Source organism: Rhizobium sp. BR 315 (assembly GCF_050577975.1).
GTDB lineage: Bacteria > Pseudomonadota > Alphaproteobacteria > Rhizobiales > Rhizobiaceae > Rhizobium > Rhizobium miluonense.
Map to the genome: position 1 here is coordinate 22,545 of NZ_JARWKZ010000008.1, position 16,939 is coordinate 39,483.

A 16,939-nucleotide genomic window follows, 5' to 3' on the forward strand; every position below is an offset into this window, starting at 1 on the left:
CGGCCCCTTCTCATTTCTACTCCGGCACCGGCAGTTTCAGCGCACCATTGGCCTTGATGGTGCGGATCGCGAAGTTCGAGCGGAGATCGACCACGCCGGGAAGGACCAGAAGCTTTTCTGACATTACCTTTTCATAGGCTGCAAGGTCTGCCACCACGACTTCCGCCAGGAAATCGGCCGATCCCGAGATCAGATGGCAGGCGACGATCTCGGGAATGGCAAGCAAAGCGGCCTGCTGCGCTTCCGAATTCTCCTTCGAGTGATGGCCGACCTTGAGCTCGACAAAGACCGTCAGACCGAGACCGGCTTCCTTGCGATCGATATCGGCGCGGTAGCCGCGCAGCAACCCCGATTTTTCCAGATTGCGAATACGCCGCAGGCAGGGCGACGGGGAGAGATTCACCCGTTCGGCGATCTCGACATTGGTGGCGCGCGCATCATCCTGCAGGCAGTTGAGGATGGCAATATCGAATTTATCCAGTTTTGGCATATTCGGGAAACTCAAGTTTCTGTATTGGCAGATTATTGCTCATAGCATGATTTTCAAGCCATAACTAGCAAGGACATGCCTCGGCTTTTGGCGCTATGTTTTCCTCATTCGAACGATAAACCGGATTGTTGGAAAGGATACCTCGATGACCGCTTTGTCACTCTCCACCCGCAAGGCAACCCCCACTGCGATCGGCTATGCCGGCGCTGTCGTCACCGTATTGATCTGGGCGAACTGGATTCTGGCAACGCGCCATACGGCCGAGACGCAAATGAGCACGATCGACCTCGGCCTGATCCGCTACGGCGTGCCGGCCCTGGTGCTGGCTCCGGTCTGGTGGCGGACCGGCCTGCTGCCGAAGGGCGTGCCGCTGAAGCTGCTGGCGCTGATGATCTGCGGCTCCGGCGCCCTCTTCTTCCAGCTGACCACATTCGCCATTCAGTTCACGCCAGCTTCGTCGGCCGGCATTCTGCTTGGCGGTTCCATGCCGCTGGCAACGGCGCTGATCGGGGTCCTGCTCTTTCGCGAACGGCTTGATATGACCCGCTGGCTCGGACTTGGCGGCATCGTCGCCGGCGTCGCGATCCTTCTGGCTCGTAGCCTCTATGGCGTGCAGATTTCCTGGACCGGCTTCACGCTGCTGCCGCTCGCCGCCCTGCTCTGGGCAAGCTACACGCACGCCTTCCGCCGCTCGGGTCTGAGCGCCCTGCAATCGAGCGCTATCATCGCCGTCTGGTCGTTCCTGATCCATGTCGGTCTGGCCGCCGTCTTCGGCAGCTCGCTGACCTCGGTGCCGCTGCCGGAAATCGGCCTGCAGATCGTCAGCCAGGGCCTGCTGTCCGGCCTTGCCGCAACACTCGCCTATGGCCTTGCCGTCCAGGCTCTTGGTGGCACGCAGGCCGCAGCCTTCACCGCCATCACGCCGGTTCTCGCCACCATCGGCGGCGGCTTCCTGCTCGGTGAAGAAATCGGAGTGGCCGGCATCGCCGCAGCGATCGTGACCGGCGCCGGTGTCGCCCTCTCTACCGGCCTGCTCGCCCGCAAGCCCGCCCAGCATTAAATCTCATCTTGCGGATACATGGCGCTTCGATCGGCGGCCCAGGGTTTCAAGGAAACGCTGGACCGCTCTTTCTATTTGCCCTCGCGCTTCACGGGACAAGGATCAAAATCGGAGCGCCATTGCCACGCGTCTGGCCGGGTCGGCACCGTGGGCAATCTCGTTTTTCAGGATTTGCGTGAGACCGCTGGGCCTCTCTCCATCACCCAGGATGCGAAATCCCGCCGAAGCATAGAACGGCGCGTTGAACGCAACGTGCCGGTCGGTCGTCAAAGTGACGCCCGCTGCTCTTTGCGTTCTTGCAGCCGCAATGGCAGCATCCATCAGCCGCCGCCCGACGCCCCGCTTCTGCCAGCATCTGACGACATCGATTTCGGCAATGTGAACGGAGCCGTCCTTCCAGATGCCGGCTAGGAAGCCGAATGGCTGATCCTCGCCGTCGACGGCGACGAACAACAGGTGCTCCGCCAGAGATTGCTGCAACACATCGAGCGGCAAAGAGGTGGGCTCGCAGGCAACCGCGCCGGCCTCATGCAGAGCCCAGAAGGCGTCGATCTCAATAGCGGCGAGCAAATGCAGCTCGTCGACCCTGGCTGAGCGGATCATCCAGGTGCCTTGCTCGATCTCGGTCATTTCGTCTCACATATTCGGGTAGACCGGTCCCTCGCCACCCTGCGGCGGAACCCAGTTGATGTTCTGGTTGGGGTCCTTGATATCGCAGGTCTTGCAGTGGACGCAGTTCTGGGCGTTGATAACGTAAGTTTCCTTGCCGTCTTTCTCCACCCATTCGTAGACGCCCGCCGGACAGTAGCGCGTCGACGGGCCGGCAAAAATGTCGTGCTCCGACGATATCTGCAGCGCCATGTCATTGACCCGCAGATGCACCGGCTGATCTTCCTCATGGTTGGTGTTCGACAGGAACACCGAGGAGAGGCGATCGAAGGTCAAAACGCCATCCGGCTTCGGATAGTCGATTTTCTGGTGCTTGGACGCGGGCTCCAGCGAGGCGGCATCCGTCTTGCCATGCTTCAGCGTGCCGAAGAAGGAAAAGCCGAACAGCTGGTTCGTCCACATGTCGAGGCCGCCGAGCGCCACGCCGACCGCCGTGCCGAACTTCGACCACAGCGGCTTGACGTTTCTGACGCGCTTCAGGTCCTTGCCGATATCCGTCTTGCGCCATTCGTTCTCGATCTCGATCACTTCGTCGTTGCCGCGGCCGGCGGCAATCGCGTCGGCAATCTTCTCGGCCGCCAGCATTCCCGACAACACCGCATTGTGGCTGCCCTTGATGCGGGGAACGTTGACGAAGCCGGCCGAACAGCCGATCAGGGCGCCGCCGGGGAAGGTCAGCTTCGGCACCGACTGCCAGCCGCCCTCGGTGATGGCGCGCGCACCATAGGAAATGCGCTTGCCGCCCTCGAAGGTGCCGCGGATCGCCGGATGCGTCTTGAAGCGCTGGAATTCCTCAAAGGGGAAGAGATAGGGGTTCTTGTAGTTCAGGTGCACGACGAAGCCGACGGCCACCAGATTGTCTTCCAGATGGTAGAGGAACGAGCCGCCGCCTGTCTTCATGCCCAACGGCCAGCCGAAGGAGTGCTGCACCAGGCCTTGGCTGTGGTGCTCGGGCTTGACCTGCCAGAGTTCCTTGATGCCGATCCCGAATTTTTGCGGCTCACGATCTCTCGACAGATCGAACTTGGCAATGATCTGCTTGGCGAGCGAGCCACGCACGCCCTCGCCGATCAGCACATATTTGCCCATGAGCGCCATGCCGCGCGTGTAGTTCGGACCGGGCTCGCCGTTCTTCTCGATGCCCATGTCGCCGGTGGCGACCCCGATGACGACACCCTCGTCGTTGTAGAGCACTTCGGTTGCGGCAAAGCCTGGATAGATTTCGACGCCGAGGGCTTCCGCTTTCTCGGCGAGCCAACGACAGACATTGCCGAGCGAGACGATATAATTGCCGTGATTGCTCATCAGCGGCGGCATCATGAAATTCGGGAGGCGTACCGCGCCGGCGGGTCCGAGGAAGAGGAAGTGATCCGCCGTCACCTCGGTCTTGAAGGGATGGCCCTCCTCTTCGCGCCAGCCGGGCAGCAGGCGATCGATGCCGATCGGATCAACGACGGCGCCGGAGAGGATATGGGCGCCGACCTCGGCGCCCTTTTCGAGCACCACGACCGTCAGATCCGGATTGACCTGCTTCAGCCGGATCGCCGCAGACAGCCCCGCAGGACCCGCCCCGACAATCACAACGTCGAATTCCATGCTCTCGCGTTCCGGCAGCTCGCTCGCGTCAGTCATTCACTCTCTCCGCCTGGCCGGCATCCCACTATGTTGGATCGCAGCCCTATCCCCTTTGGGTATCTTCCCCGTTTCAGATATCTCTTGTCAAAATGGAGAGGGATTGTCGAGCCGGGAAGCGACAGGCAATCCTCCAATTTGGCAAGGGCAGCAATCAAATAAATTACCTTTACGCTCACGTCAACTTTTGACACCATTTATCGGACGGCTCATGCAGTCCGGCTTTCAAAAGCAGCGGGCGGCGCTCTATATGCTTCGCCAGGGAAATTCGGATAGCAGAAAGGATAATCGGGATGGATCTTCGTATCGACGGGAAACGTGCACTTGTGCTCGCCTCATCCAAGGGCTTGGGGCACGGCATCGCCGTTGCGCTGGCGCGAGAGGGCGTAAACGTCCTGCTTTGCGGCCGCAGCGGAGAACGGCTTGACAGCAATTGCAATGCCATCAACGCCGAAGGCAGAGGCCGGGCCGACTGGGTCTGGGCGGATCTCAGCGACGAGACCTTTGTCGAGACCGTCAGCAAGGCCGTGACCGAGAAGCTCGGCGGCATCGACATTCTTGTCAACAACAGCGGCGGCCCGACGCCCGGAACGGCGGAAGACATCACCGCCGAGCGGCTGGAAACCTACTTCTTCTCTATGGTCGCCCGGATCATCAGCCTGACCAATACATTGCTGCCGAGCATGAAGGCTCAAGGCTGGGGACGCATCCTCACCGTCGCCTCCTCCGGCGTCATCGAGCCGATCCCCAATCTGGCACTCTCAAATACGCTGCGGCCTGCGCTCGTCGGCTGGAGCAAGACGCTGGCGAGCGAAGTGGCGGCGCATGGGATCACAGTGAACATGCTTTTGCCCGGCAGCATCGCCACCGATCGCCTGGCAGATCTCGACGCAGCCGCTGCCAAACGTAGCGGCAAAAGCCTGGAAGATGTCAGCGCCGAGCGTCAGCAGCGCATTCCAGTCGGCCGCTACGGTCGCATCGAGGAATTCGCAGCGACAGCCGCCTTTCTGTGCAGCGAACCGGCAAGCTATGTGACGGGAACGATGGTCCGCTGTGACGGCGGCGCCGCACACTCCCTTTGAAATCGCCGCCACGACCGAAGAGCGGGCCCTTGTAAACAGGGCCCGACAACACAATTACGTGAGCGATGAGAGCGGCCGCTATGAGCTTTGCGCGCCATCTCTCTACTATAAACACCCTATAGAGATGCTCTGCCGTCCAATTATTACATAACGGCAATCAAAAAATAGTCATTTGACTATTTGCTGCACTGCACAAACAGAAGCAATGCGAAAGCTTTCCAAGCTTTAATTTTTCGTCCCATCGAACTGTGGTAAATTGCACTGGATCAGCGTTCACGAATTCACGTTATAGGGACAGAATTACCGAACGTTAGCGATAACGGTGATGTGATGGATTGCGGCGAAGCTCGTCTTTGTTGTGCGGCGCAATAAATACACCTCAAAGTCATCGCGCTTTCTGCAACTCGCTTTGACCGGTTCTTTAATATGAAAAAATTTTGGCTTCCCCTCGGCCTTCTTGTCGTTGCAGCCCTTTTTGCCTGGGGCTACCGCGATCGTATTCCTTTTCTTTCCACATTCCTTGATAAGGCCTCCGCAGAAACCAAGAACAGTAGCAAGACGGCACAGGCAGGCGGCCACAAGCGCGATTCTGGTCCCACCGCCGTCAAAACGGTTGCCGTTGTGAAGAGAGCGCTGCCGAACGACGTGACGGCCACCGGCTGGGCCGACGCACAGGATACGACGACGATCGCGGCCCAGGAAGCCGGGCTCATCGTAGAGGTCGAGGCGCAGGACGGCGCGATGGTCAAGGCCGGCGACCTCATTGCCAAGCTCGATGCCCGCACCGCGCAGGCCACGGTCGAAAAGGATCAGGCAACACTAGCCAAAGATCAGGCAACGCTGACAGCGGCAGAGACAGCCCTCACCCGCGCCAAGAGCCTGCTCAACAATGCCGGCACGCAGCAGACCGTCGACCAGGCGGTCGCCGCGCGCGATACGGCTGTTGCCACGGTCAACGGCGACAAGGCGCAACTCGCATCCGATCAGGTGCTTCTGGAACACACCGAAATTCGCGCGCCTTATGGCGGTCGCCTCGGCAACGTGCAGCTCAGCGTCGGCGCCTATGTCAGCGCGGGAACGGCCATCGTTTCGATCGCGCAATACAATCCGATCTATGTGAAGTTCCATCTGCAGGAGAGCCATCTCCGCGAACTGGAAGAGGCCATGCAGGCCGGCAGCGTGCCGGTCAGCACCGTGCCGCGGTCCGCGGAAGGCAAATCGCGCCAGGGCGCGATGAGCTTCTATGACAACCAGGTTGATGCCGCCTCCGGCACCATTCTTGCCAAGGCGAAGTTCGACAATGCCAACGGCGCCATCTGGCCCGGCCAGTCGGTCAACATCGTCGTCCACTTCAACGACAACCAGCCCGTCATCGTCGCCCCCACGGTTGCGATCAGCCCTGGGCCGGACGGCTTCTTCGCTTATGTCGTCAAGGACAACAAGGTTCATATGACCCCTGTCACCGTGGCACGGCAGAACGGCGGATTCACCGCGCTCGCCAAGGGCCTTGCGGAAGGCGATCATATCGTGACCGAAGGACAGGTACAGTTGAACGACGGCCAGAATGTCGTCGAGCAATATAGCGACGCCGCACCGCAGAAGCTTGCCTCGGCTAGCGATCAGCCGGGTCAGAAAACTGAAACAATCTCTGTCGGAGCGCAGCAATGATACCCAGTTTCTGTATCAGGCGGCCGGTCGCAACGACACTTCTGGCGTTAGGCGTGGTCATGGCGGGCATGGCGGGTTATCAGCTCGTGCCCGTTGCGGCCCTGCCACAGGTCGACTTCCCGACCATCAACGTCACGGCACAGTTGAGCGGCGCTTCGCCGCAAACGATGGCGACATCGGTTTCGACACCGCTGATCAAGCAGTTCGAAACGATCCCGGGTATCAGTGAAATCTCGTCGACTAACTCACTCGGCAATACCAGCGTCGTTCTGCAGTTCGATCTCAACCGCAATATCGATGCCGCCGCCGCCGACGTTCAGGCCGCGATCTCGCATGCGACGCGGCAGCTGCCCGACAATCTGACGACGCCGCCAAGCTACCGCAAGACCAACCCTGCCGACGCGCCGGTCATGCTGCTTGCCGTGCAGAGCGATACCATGCCGCGCAGTAAGCTCGACGAAATCGCCGAGGACATCATTTCACCATCGCTGTCGACGCTTCCCGGCGTCGCCGAAGTGACGGTTTTCGGCGCGCAAACCTATGCGGTGCGCGTGGAAGTCGATCCCGCCAAGCTGCAGAATCGCGGTATCGGCATCGATACAGTCAACAGCGCGCTCGTCAGCTCCAATAGCCAGGTCCCGGTCGGCACTCTGCAGAACAATTCACAGAGCATGACCATCAATGCCAATACACAGCGCACCAATGCCGCGGAGTTCCGCTCGCTCGTCATCGCGAACCCGAAGGGCGCGCCGATCCATCTGAGCGATGTCGCCGACGTTCAGGACAGCGTGCAAAACACCAATACCGGCTCCTGGTATGACGGCAAGCGGGCGATCATCCTCGCCATTCAGCGACAGCCGGACGCCAATACCGTCGATGTCGTGGATGCCATCAACGCCAAGCTGCCGCAGCTGCATGCAGAAATTCCGGCATCTGTGAAGACGATCGTCATGAACGACTCTGCTCAGCCGATCCGTGATGCGATCTCTGACGTCAAATTCACGCTGCTGCTGACGATCGGCCTTGTCGTGCTGGTGATCTATCTCTTCACCGGCCACGTCACGGCGACGATCATTCCGGGCCTTGCCGTGCCGCTGTCGCTGGTTGCGACCTTCGGCATGATGTATGTGCTCGGATACAGTATCGACAATATCTCCCTGCTCGGATTGACGCTCGCGGTCGGCCTCGTGGTGGACGATGCCATCGTCATGCTCGAGAACATATTGCGTCATGTCGAGGAAGGCATGCCGGTGCTTGAGGCGGCGCTGAAGGGGTCGGCTGAAGTCAGCTATACCATCATCTCGATGTCGATCTCGCTGATCGCCGTCTTCATTCCGATCCTGCTGATGGGCGGCGTCGTCGGCCGAATCTTCAACGAATTCGGCATGGTCGTCGCCATCGCCATCGTATCCTCGGCGATCGTGTCTCTCACCGTCACCCCGATGCTGAGCTCGCGTCTGTCGGCCGGTCATGACGACGCGCCCTATCCGGTGCGCCTTTTCAACAAGGGCTTCGACTGGACCCAGCGCGGCTATGACAAGGGCGTTGCCTGGTGTCTGCGCCATCGCGGCACGGTGCTGATGAGCTTCCTCGCCTCCGTCGCCCTTTCGGCCTATCTCTTCATGGTGCTGCCGGCGAGCTTCTTCCCGACCGAAGACATCGGCCGCCTGACGATCTCGACGCAGGCTCGGCAGGATATTTCCTACCCGGCAATGCAGGACCTGCAGAACCAAGCCGCTGCGCTCGTAAAACAGAACTCGGCCGTCGCCCACGTCATGTCCATCGTCGGCGGTAACGCACGCCAGCCGCTCAATAACGGCACTATGTATGTCGAGTTGAAATCCAAGGATCAGCGCGAACCGCTGGATCAGACCCTGCGGGAACTGCGCGGCAGCATCAGCAAGATAGCCGGCCTCAAGGTGTATATCACACCGCAACAAAGCCTGCGTTTCGGCGGCCGCCAGACGGCCAGCCAGTATCAGCTCGTCGTTCAGGCCTTGAGCGCGGACCAGACGAACCTCTGGGCCAACAAGATCGAAGACGAGATGCGGCGCGATCCGCGCTTCACGGACGTCGCCTCGGATGCCCAGAACAACGCCCTGCAGGCCAACATCGTCGTCGACACCGAAAAGGCCTCTGCCTACGGCATTAGCAACAATCAGTTGCGCACGTCGCTCGAAGAAGGCTTCGGTGGTTATAACGCCGCGCAGATTCAGTCGACCGGCGACAGCTACAACGTGATCGTCGAGTTCGACACCTCCAAGCCCTGGGATGACCAGAGGCTGCAGGAAGTCCAGATCGCCTCGGCAAGCGGCGCTCTCGTTCCGCTGTCCAACTTCGCCCATGTCGAACGCACAACAGGCCCCGTTACCATCAACCAGACCGGCCAGCTCGTTTCGACCACCGTGTCCTTCAACTTGCCGGCCGGCGAAGCACTCGGCGATGCCACGGCGCAGATCGAGCAGATCAAGAAGGATCTCAACATGCCGGCGGACGTCTTCACGTCCTATGGCGGCACGGCGCAGATCTTCCAGCAGTCGCAAGGCAGCACGCCTTACCTGATCCTGGCCGCCGTGCTGACGATCTACGTGGTCCTCGGCGTTCTCTACGAGAGCTTCATCCACCCGCTGACCATTCTCTCCGGTCTGCCGGCTGCCGCTCTCGGCGCGCTGCTTGCCTTGAAGGTCTTCGGTTTCGACCTGTCGATCATCGCGCTGATCGGCTTGCTGATGCTGATCGGTATCGTGAAGAAAAACGCAATCATGATGATCGACGTGGCGCTCGAAACGCTACGCTCGACAACCGGCATGTCGCCGGCGGAAGCGATCCACGAGGCTTGCGTCCGTCGTTTCCGCCCGATCATGATGACGACCTTCTGCGCCCTACTCGGCGCCCTGCCGATCGCGGTCGGCGGCGGTGCAAGCTCGGAACTGCGTCAGCCGCTCGGTATCGCTGTTGTCGGCGGCCTGGTGGTCTCGCAGATCCTGACGCTGTTCATCACGCCAGTGATCTTCCTCGAGATGAACCGCCTCAACGACTTCCTCGGTCGTCTCGGCAAGCGCAAGGACAAGGACCCGCATCACAAGGAGCCGCCGACAGCCATTGCCGCGGAATGATATTGCAGCGGGCGCCGAAAGGTGCCCGTTTCATTTGCCGGCGGGCAGAAGCGCATCGGGTGCGGAAGCCGCCACCCGCGGATCTGCTGGACGGGAAAATAAAAGCCTCCCCACGTCTTGAACTTGACGTCCGGCCATGTCATGACGCGCCCTCTTTGCGACAAGGGCACGCCTTGCGCCTCATAAGGGGCTTTGCCCCAATCCAGACAATTTCGACGGAAGGGAGTGCGGGCATGGCTCGGGCGCTTGGTTTCGACTTCGGCACCACGAATACTGTCCTGGCGATGGCCGATGGACCCGCGACGCAATCGGTCGCCTTCAGCAGTGCGGCCGGTACGGCGGACAGCATGCGCACGGCCCTTTCCTTCATGAAGGATCCCGGGCTCGGAGCGGCAGCCCCGAAAGTCGAGGCCGGGCATGCGGCCATCCGCCAGTTCATCGACAATCCGGGCGATTGCCGCTTCCTGCAATCGATCAAGACCTTTGCCGCAAGCGCGCTCTTTCAGGGCACGCTGATCTTCGCCAAGCGCCATAGCTTCGAAGATCTGATGGAGATTTTCGTACGGCGGCTGCGCGCCTATGCCGGGGAAAATTGGCCGGGCGACGTTTCGCGGATCGTCACCGGGCGGCCCGTTCATTTCGCTGGAGCCAACCCGGATCCGGCGCTCGCAACAGAGCGCTACAATGCCGCCCTCTCCCGCTTCGGCTTCCCTGAAATCCACTATGTCTACGAGCCGGTGGCGGCCGCCTTCTACTTCGCGCAGAACCTGAAGAAGGATGCGACCGTGCTGGTGGCCGACTTCGGCGGCGGTACGACGGACTATTCCCTCATCCGCTTCGAGACCATCGCAGGAAAGCTCACGGCTACTCCCATCGGCCATTCCGGTGTGGGTATCGCCGGCGATCATTTCGATTTCCGGATGATCGACAACATCGTCTCGCCAGCCATCGGCAAGGGCAGCTACTTCAAGAGCTTCGACAAGCTGCTGGAAATGCCCTCCTCCTATTACGCCAACTTCGGCCGCTGGAACCAGCTTTCGATCTTCAAGACCTCGCGCGAATATGCCGATCTGAAGACGCTGGTTCGCAGCAGCCTCGAGCCGGAGAAGCTGGAGACCTTTATCGATCTCGTCGAGCATGATGAAGGCTATCCGCTCTATCAGGCCGTATCGGCAACGAAGATGGCGCTTTCCGCCGAGGAGGAGGCCGAATTCAACTTCCCGCCGCTCGGCAAGGCCGGCCGTCGGCACGTCCGCCGCGCCGACTTCGAAACCTGGATTACAGATGATCTCGCCCGCATCGAGGGCGCACTCGACGACGTGCTGACGACCACGAACACGTCGCCAGACGCGATCGACAAGGTGTTCCTGACGGGCGGTACCTCCTTCGTACCGGCGGTGCGTCGCATCTTCACCGAGCGTTTCGGCCAGGAGCGCATCGAGACCGGCGGCGAACTGCTGTCGATCGCCCATGGTCTCGCCCTGATCGGCGAGCGCGAGGACATCGCCCAGTGGACGGCGTGAGATAGCGGCCTCCCCCGCCCTTTCGTTCCTGCGCCGCTTTGGCTAGAGTTCCCTCATGATTTCCGCCAGCGACCTCACACCGGCCGAACTTGCCGCCCTTCTGCATTTTCATGCGGATGCCGGCGTAGACTGGCTGCTGGAAGAACAGCCGGTCGATCGTTTCGCCGAATTCGAGGCCATGCGTGCCGCCCGGCAAGGGGCAAGGGCGGCGCAGCCTCGGCCGGAAGCACCGCAGCCGGCGGCAAAAGCACAGCCGGATCGCCGTCAGGCCGCAAAGCCGGCCGCGGCACCGCCTCCTGCTTCGCCGCGCAATGCGCCTGCCATTCCTGACGAACAGGCCGTCGAACAGGCCCGCTTCGCCGCGGAAAGCGCGCGTTCGCTCAGCGAGCTCAGGACCGCGATCGAAGCCTTCAACAGCTGCAATCTCAAGAACAGCGCCCGTTCGACGATCTTTGCCAGCGGCACGCCAGAAGGCCGAATCATGGTGATCGGCCCAATGCCGAGTGCCGACGACGATCGAGAAGGCACGCCGTTTGCGGGCCGCGCCGGCCAGCTGCTGGACAAGATGCTGGCTGCGATCCGCTTGCAGCGAGACGAGATCCTGCTGACCAACGTCATTCCGTGGCGCCCGCCCGGCAACCGCGCGCCCTCAGCGCCGGAAATCGAGATATGCCGCCCGTTCATAGAACGACAGATTGCCCTTGCCGAACCGAAGGCCTTGTTGCTGCTCGGCAATTTTACCGCGCGGCATTTCTTCGGAAGCGCCGAAACGATTCATGGGCTGCGCGGACAATGGCGAGACATCAGCATTCTCGGCCGGACCATACCGGCGATTGCCAGCCTTCATCCGCAGGAATTGCTCACCGCGCCCATCAACAAGCGGCTTGCATGGAATGATCTGCTGGCCTTCAAGAGCCGCATTGACGCTGAAATTTTAGGCTGATTTCCACCACAGTTAACGGAATATGACACCAGTCATGCGTTTTAGGCATGACAGTCCTTCAGTGTTGTGCATTGCAAAATCAATGTTGCGTTGCAATATATAGTCCTGTCTTGGGAGGAATCTCGAAAGGAACCAAGGCAATGACTGCACGTTTTCGTCCTATCCACAGCGGGTTTGATACCCTGCGTCGCGCCCTTGAGCCCGTGCGCGCCACAAACGGACATCGCAACCTCGGCATCGCCGCCAATGAGCAGATGACGGCCCGAGGAACAGGCGTTTCGGCCCGCGTTGGCCGACCCACCGCTATTTTCGCCGATTTCCGCGCCTGCTAATCGACAGGCGCGAGAATCGCGCGTTCAGCTTGGAGTTTCTATCTTTCAGGAATTGTATCATGTCTTCGGGTTTGCGTTCGCTTGTCACTTTCTTCGATTCGGTCGGGCACATCGGCTCCGCCGTGCGAGCCGCGGAAGAGTTTGAACGCGCGCGTCATCTTCGCGGAGACGAATGCCGCGACAGAAGCCCTGCCTGCGCGGCAGCGGCAAGCATTCCTCTATAAGGAATTTGGGGCGGGATCCTCAAGCATCGATCCCGCTATGCCCTCTCTGGGAGACACACCTGGAAAAGCCAGGCAACATCCCAATCAGATCACGCCTTCGGGTCGGACCGCCCCGTGGCGGCCTGCGCCCAGGCAAAAGCCTCGTCGACCGCCGCCAGCTTCACGGCCTGCCATCTGCAATACTGATCCAGAAAATCACGCGATATCCACATTCGCGTTTTTTTGGTCTCGTCGTGCCAGCCTATGTCACCACGATCGGCGGATTTGCGCAGGAGACGCTGCAGATGGGTGCGCGATATCATGAAATGCGCTGCAAGCGCGCGCGCGTCGACACGACCGACATCGATCCGCGCATCGGTCTCTCCGCTGAGATCCAATTGCGACATGATGTAATCGACGACGAGACCGCCCGCCTCCGTCCAGAGAAACAGGCCGACGCTTTCCGGCGGTTCGCGCCAAGCCTCCGTCTCCAGGCAATGGCGCGCCATGCGCGGCTGCGCCAGATCCATCAATTGCGGAGAAGCGGCGAGTGCAGCGGCACGGCCGCCATCATCGAGCAAATCGAGCGCAGCCAGATTGGAGAGGCACCAACCGAACATCCCGGTGTGGCTGATCTCGGCCGGCACGTAGCGCCGCGGACGCCGGACATTGCCGGGAGCGAGCATCAGGAAGCGATAGGTGAGCAGCTCGTCGATAAAGCTCAACACCGTGTTGCGACTGGCAACGCGGTGATGCGTGATCAGATCGCGAAGTCCGACAACCGTCAGTCCTGAGCCGGGTACCGCCGGATCATATTCAAAATGAAGGGCATAGGCTGTCTGCGTCAGAAGCCAGCGCTGATGCGAGGCGAGCATGCGCGCGATCCGGGGACCATGGTCGTAACGATTCCGCAACGCCTCCGCGAGGAAGCGCAACGACACCATGAATTTGGGATGACGAGCAAGCTGCTCGATAGAAAAGCTCAATCGGGCCTCCTTGGGGTGCCCTTCTCAACTGTCTACAAAAGGAGGATGTTTCATTTTTGTGAACGAATTCACCGGAATCGATCATAATTCCGACATCTAATAGCATGCTATAGTTATGTAGATGCGCTTATACCGCAAGAGGTTAAACAAATAATTTACTTTAAGTAGCTGTTTCTCTGAGCAAACTGCATGTCTTTCCAGAATGGTATCGCGATGATGATCCTACACCCTTGAGGCAGCGATTGCCCCTATGCCCATAAGAAGCTGGCGATCGGTGGCCTTTACGGACTTTGAGTATACATCTCGAAGCGGCACTCAACCGGACGAAGAAGGCGGTTCGCCGATCAAATATTTGCTGTGCCGTAACAGAACATTTCCATGTAATGATATGACTTTAACTTTGGTTCAGATTTCGATGTAATGATGCGGCGACTTTCAGTCCGGAGGAGGGCTTCGGACTGTGCCGCAAGAAGCGTAGCCTGATCAGGATAGACCATGCGAACAGATACCGGCCAGATCGTAAATCTGGCAGACTACCGTCCTACCGACTTCGTTCTGGAACGCGTGGACCTTACCTTCGATCTGCATCCGACCGAAACCAAGGTGGAAGCGCGGCTGATCTTTCATCGCCGCGAAGGCACCGACCCGAGGGCGCCGCTGGTGCTCGACGGAGACGAGCTGGTGCTCGCCGGGCTGCTGCTCGACCAGTCAGAACTGCCCGCAGGGCAGTATGTTGTCACGCCCGACGGACTGACCGTTCGCGACCTGCCGGAAAGCACACCCTTCGAGCTCACCATCACGACGGTGATCAATCCCGAAGCCAATACGCAATTGATGGGCCTCTATCGCACCGGCGGCATCTATTGCACGCAGTGCGAAGCCGAGGGCTTCCGCCGCATCACCTATTTCCCAGACCGGCCGGATGTTCTCGCCCCCTACACGGTCAACATCATCGCCGACAAGGACGCCAATCCGCTGCTGCTGTCGAACGGCAATTTCCTTGGCGGCGCCGGCTATGGCGAAGGCAAGCATTTCGCCGCCTGGTTCGATCCGCACCCGAAGCCGAGCTACCTCTTTGCGCTCGTCGCCGGTGATCTGGGTGTCGTCGAGGATACGTTCGCGACCATGTCCGGCCGTGAAGTGGCGCTAAAGATCTATGTCGAGCATGGCAAGGAGCCGCGCGCTGCCTACGCCATGGATGCGCTGAAACGTTCGATGAAATGGGATGAAGAGCGGTTCGGCCGCGAATACGATCTCGACATCTTCATGATCGTCGCCGTGTCGGACTTCAACATGGGGGCGATGGAGAACAAGGGCCTCAACGTCTTTAACGACAAATATGTGCTCGCTGATCCCGAGACGGCAACCGATGCCGACTACGCCAATATCGAAGCCATCATCGCGCACGAATATTTTCACAACTGGACCGGCAATCGCATCACCTGTCGCGACTGGTTCCAGCTCTGCCTCAAGGAAGGCCTGACGGTCTATCGCGATCACGAGTTTTCCGCTGACGAGCGCTCTCGCCCCGTCAAGCGCATTGCCGAAGTCCGGCATTTGAAGTCGGAACAATTTCCGGAGGACAGCGGCCCCCTTGCCCATCCGGTGCGACCTACGACATACCGTGAAATCAACAACTTCTATACGACAACCGTCTATGAGAAGGGCAGCGAAGTCACCCGCATGATCGCAACCTTGCTCGGCCGCGATCTGTTCAAGAAGGGCATGGACCTCTATTTCGATCGGCATGACGGGCAGGCTGTCACGATCGAAGATTTCGTCAAATGCTTCGAGGATGCCAGCGGCCGCGATCTCGCGCAGTTTTCGCTCTGGTATCATCAGGCCGGTACGCCGCTCGTGACGGCTTCCGGCGCCTATGATGCCGATAGCAAGACATTCACCCTGTCGCTCGAGCAGATGATACCGGCAACGCCGGGTCAGACCACCAAGAAGCCGATGCACATTCCTCTGCGCATGGCGCTGCTGGCCGAAGACGGTGCCGCGATCACCCCGGCGTCCATCAGCGGTGCGGAGCTGACCGACGACGTGCTGCACCTGACAGAACAAGCGCAGGAGGTCGTTTTCCATGGCATCCCGTCGCGGCCGGTCCTGTCGCTGAACCGCAGCTTCTCGACGCCGATCAATCTGCAGTTCAATCAGAGCGCTGGCGATCTGGCGCTGATCGCGCACTACGAGACCGACCATTTTGCCCGTTGGCAGGCGCTGATCGACCTCGGGCTGCCCAATCTGCTGCAGGCCGTTCGCGATGTCCGCCAGGGCATTGCTGTCACCTGCGATTCCGCCTTCGTCGACGCCCTGCTGGCGGCTGCGAATGACGACAGCCTGGAGCCGGCCTTCCGGGCGCAGGCGCTTGCCCTGCCGAGCGAAGCCGATATTGCCCGCGAGCTTGGCGGCGACACCGATCCGGACGCCATTCATGCGGCGCGCCGGGCCATCCTCAAGCGGATCGCCGAAACCGGCAAGGATATCTTTGCCGCGCTCTACGACAGCATGCAGACATCAGGCCCATTCAGCCCCGATGCCGCAAGCGCCGGACGCCGGGCATTGCGAAACGCGGCTCTAAGCTATCTCTCGCAGATGGACGGCACTCCGACCCGCGCCAAGGCCGCCTATGATGCGGCAAACAACATGACCGATCTCAGCGCCGCGCTAACGATTCTCGCGCATCAATTCCCGGAGACCGCCGACACCACAGCGGCGCTGGATCATTTCCGCGCGCGCTTCTCCGAAAATGCGCTCGTCATCGACAAATGGTTTGCCATCCAGGCGGGGATTCCCGGCCCGGACGCGCTGGGGCGCATCCAGCGGCTCATGGAAGCGCCATCGTTCAAGCGCAGCAATCCGAACCGCATGCGCTCCCTGCTCGGCACCTTCGCCTTCGCCAACCCGACCGGCTTTGGCCGTGCCGACGGCGCCGGGTACAATTTCCTCGCCGACGAGATCCTGGATATCGATCAGCGCAATCCGCAGCTCGCCGCCCGTATCCTCACCTCCATGCGCTCCTGGCGTCTGCTGGAACCGGTGCGTGCCGGCCATGCTCGTTCGGCGCTGGTGCGGATCGAGCGCGCGGGTGGTCTTTCGGCCGATGTGCGCGACATCGTGGACCGCATTCTCAAGGAGTGATTTCGGTCGCTCCGCATACCCATTGAAAAGGCTGATTTGCCTTGGCCTTTTCAGCTTCAGCGAGTCCCGAATGCGCGCAACTTACCGGTGC

Annotated in this window: 12 protein-coding genes; 8 read left to right on the top strand and 4 right to left on the bottom strand. The window is 60.4% G+C overall.

Annotated elements, in window-relative coordinates; translation table 11 throughout:
• Positions 1-16 precede the first annotated feature (16 nt).
• Positions 17-490 carry an Lrp/AsnC family transcriptional regulator gene (locus QD409_RS11155; protein WP_092845721.1) on the bottom strand — a complete coding sequence of 158 codons (474 nt, stop codon included), beginning with the start codon at positions 488-490 and terminating at the stop codon, positions 17-19.
• Positions 491-635: 145 nt separating this feature from the next.
• Here QD409_RS11155 and QD409_RS11160 point away from each other — a divergent pair, with 145 nt between their 5' ends.
• Positions 636-1,550, top strand: a complete 915-nt coding sequence (locus QD409_RS11160) for a DMT family transporter (RefSeq protein WP_092845723.1) — start codon at positions 636-638, stop codon at positions 1,548-1,550.
• A gap of 102 nt (positions 1,551-1,652) precedes the next feature.
• Here QD409_RS11160 and QD409_RS11165 read toward each other — a convergent pair whose 3' ends face one another.
• Positions 1,653-2,180, bottom strand: a complete 528-nt coding sequence (locus QD409_RS11165) for a GNAT family N-acetyltransferase (RefSeq protein ID WP_430762753.1) — start codon at positions 2,178-2,180, stop codon at positions 1,653-1,655.
• Between the two features lie 6 nt (positions 2,181-2,186).
• A complete protein-coding gene (locus QD409_RS11170; RefSeq protein ID WP_092845726.1) occupies positions 2,187-3,851 on the bottom strand; it encodes an electron transfer flavoprotein-ubiquinone oxidoreductase in 1,665 nt (554 codons plus the stop codon).
• A gap of 293 nt (positions 3,852-4,144) precedes the next feature.
• On the opposite strand from QD409_RS11170, the gene QD409_RS11175 reads away from it, so the two are divergent.
• The 6 genes from QD409_RS11175 (at position 4,145) to QD409_RS11200 (ending at position 12,515) form a co-directional block, all read left to right on the top strand.
• Positions 4,145-4,933, top strand: a complete 789-nt coding sequence (locus QD409_RS11175) for an SDR family oxidoreductase (RefSeq protein WP_092845728.1) — start codon at positions 4,145-4,147, stop codon at positions 4,931-4,933.
• Between the two features lie 426 nt (positions 4,934-5,359).
• Positions 5,360-6,601 (top strand): efflux RND transporter periplasmic adaptor subunit, encoded by a 1,242-nt coding sequence (locus QD409_RS11180; protein ID WP_092845730.1) that lies wholly within the window; start codon positions 5,360-5,362, stop codon positions 6,599-6,601.
• Positions 6,598-9,717, top strand: a complete 3,120-nt coding sequence (locus QD409_RS11185; RefSeq protein ID WP_092845732.1) for an efflux RND transporter permease subunit — start codon at positions 6,598-6,600, stop codon at positions 9,715-9,717. The genes QD409_RS11180 and QD409_RS11185 overlap by 4 nt, the downstream gene beginning before the upstream one ends.
• Positions 9,718-9,950: 233 nt before the next feature.
• Positions 9,951-11,240, top strand: coding sequence for an Hsp70 family protein (locus tag QD409_RS11190; RefSeq protein WP_092845734.1), 1,290 nt, complete (start codon positions 9,951-9,953; stop codon positions 11,238-11,240).
• Between the two features lie 55 nt (positions 11,241-11,295).
• Positions 11,296-12,183 carry a uracil-DNA glycosylase gene (locus QD409_RS11195; RefSeq protein ID WP_092845736.1) on the top strand — a complete coding sequence of 296 codons (888 nt, stop codon included), beginning with the start codon at positions 11,296-11,298 and terminating at the stop codon, positions 12,181-12,183.
• A gap of 140 nt (positions 12,184-12,323) precedes the next feature.
• Entirely contained in the window at positions 12,324-12,515 is a 192-nt protein-coding gene (locus QD409_RS11200; RefSeq protein WP_037153128.1) for a hypothetical protein, read from the top strand.
• Positions 12,516-12,828: 313 nt separating this feature from the next.
• Here QD409_RS11200 and QD409_RS11205 read toward each other — a convergent pair whose 3' ends face one another.
• Positions 12,829-13,704, bottom strand: a complete 876-nt coding sequence (locus QD409_RS11205) for a hypothetical protein (RefSeq protein ID WP_092845738.1) — start codon at positions 13,702-13,704, stop codon at positions 12,829-12,831.
• Positions 13,705-14,199: 495 nt separating this feature from the next.
• Here QD409_RS11205 and pepN point away from each other — a divergent pair, with 495 nt between their 5' ends.
• Positions 14,200-16,848, top strand: a complete 2,649-nt coding sequence (gene pepN, locus QD409_RS11210) for an aminopeptidase N (RefSeq protein WP_430762754.1) — start codon at positions 14,200-14,202, stop codon at positions 16,846-16,848.
• The last annotated feature ends 91 nt before the right edge of the window (positions 16,849-16,939 follow it).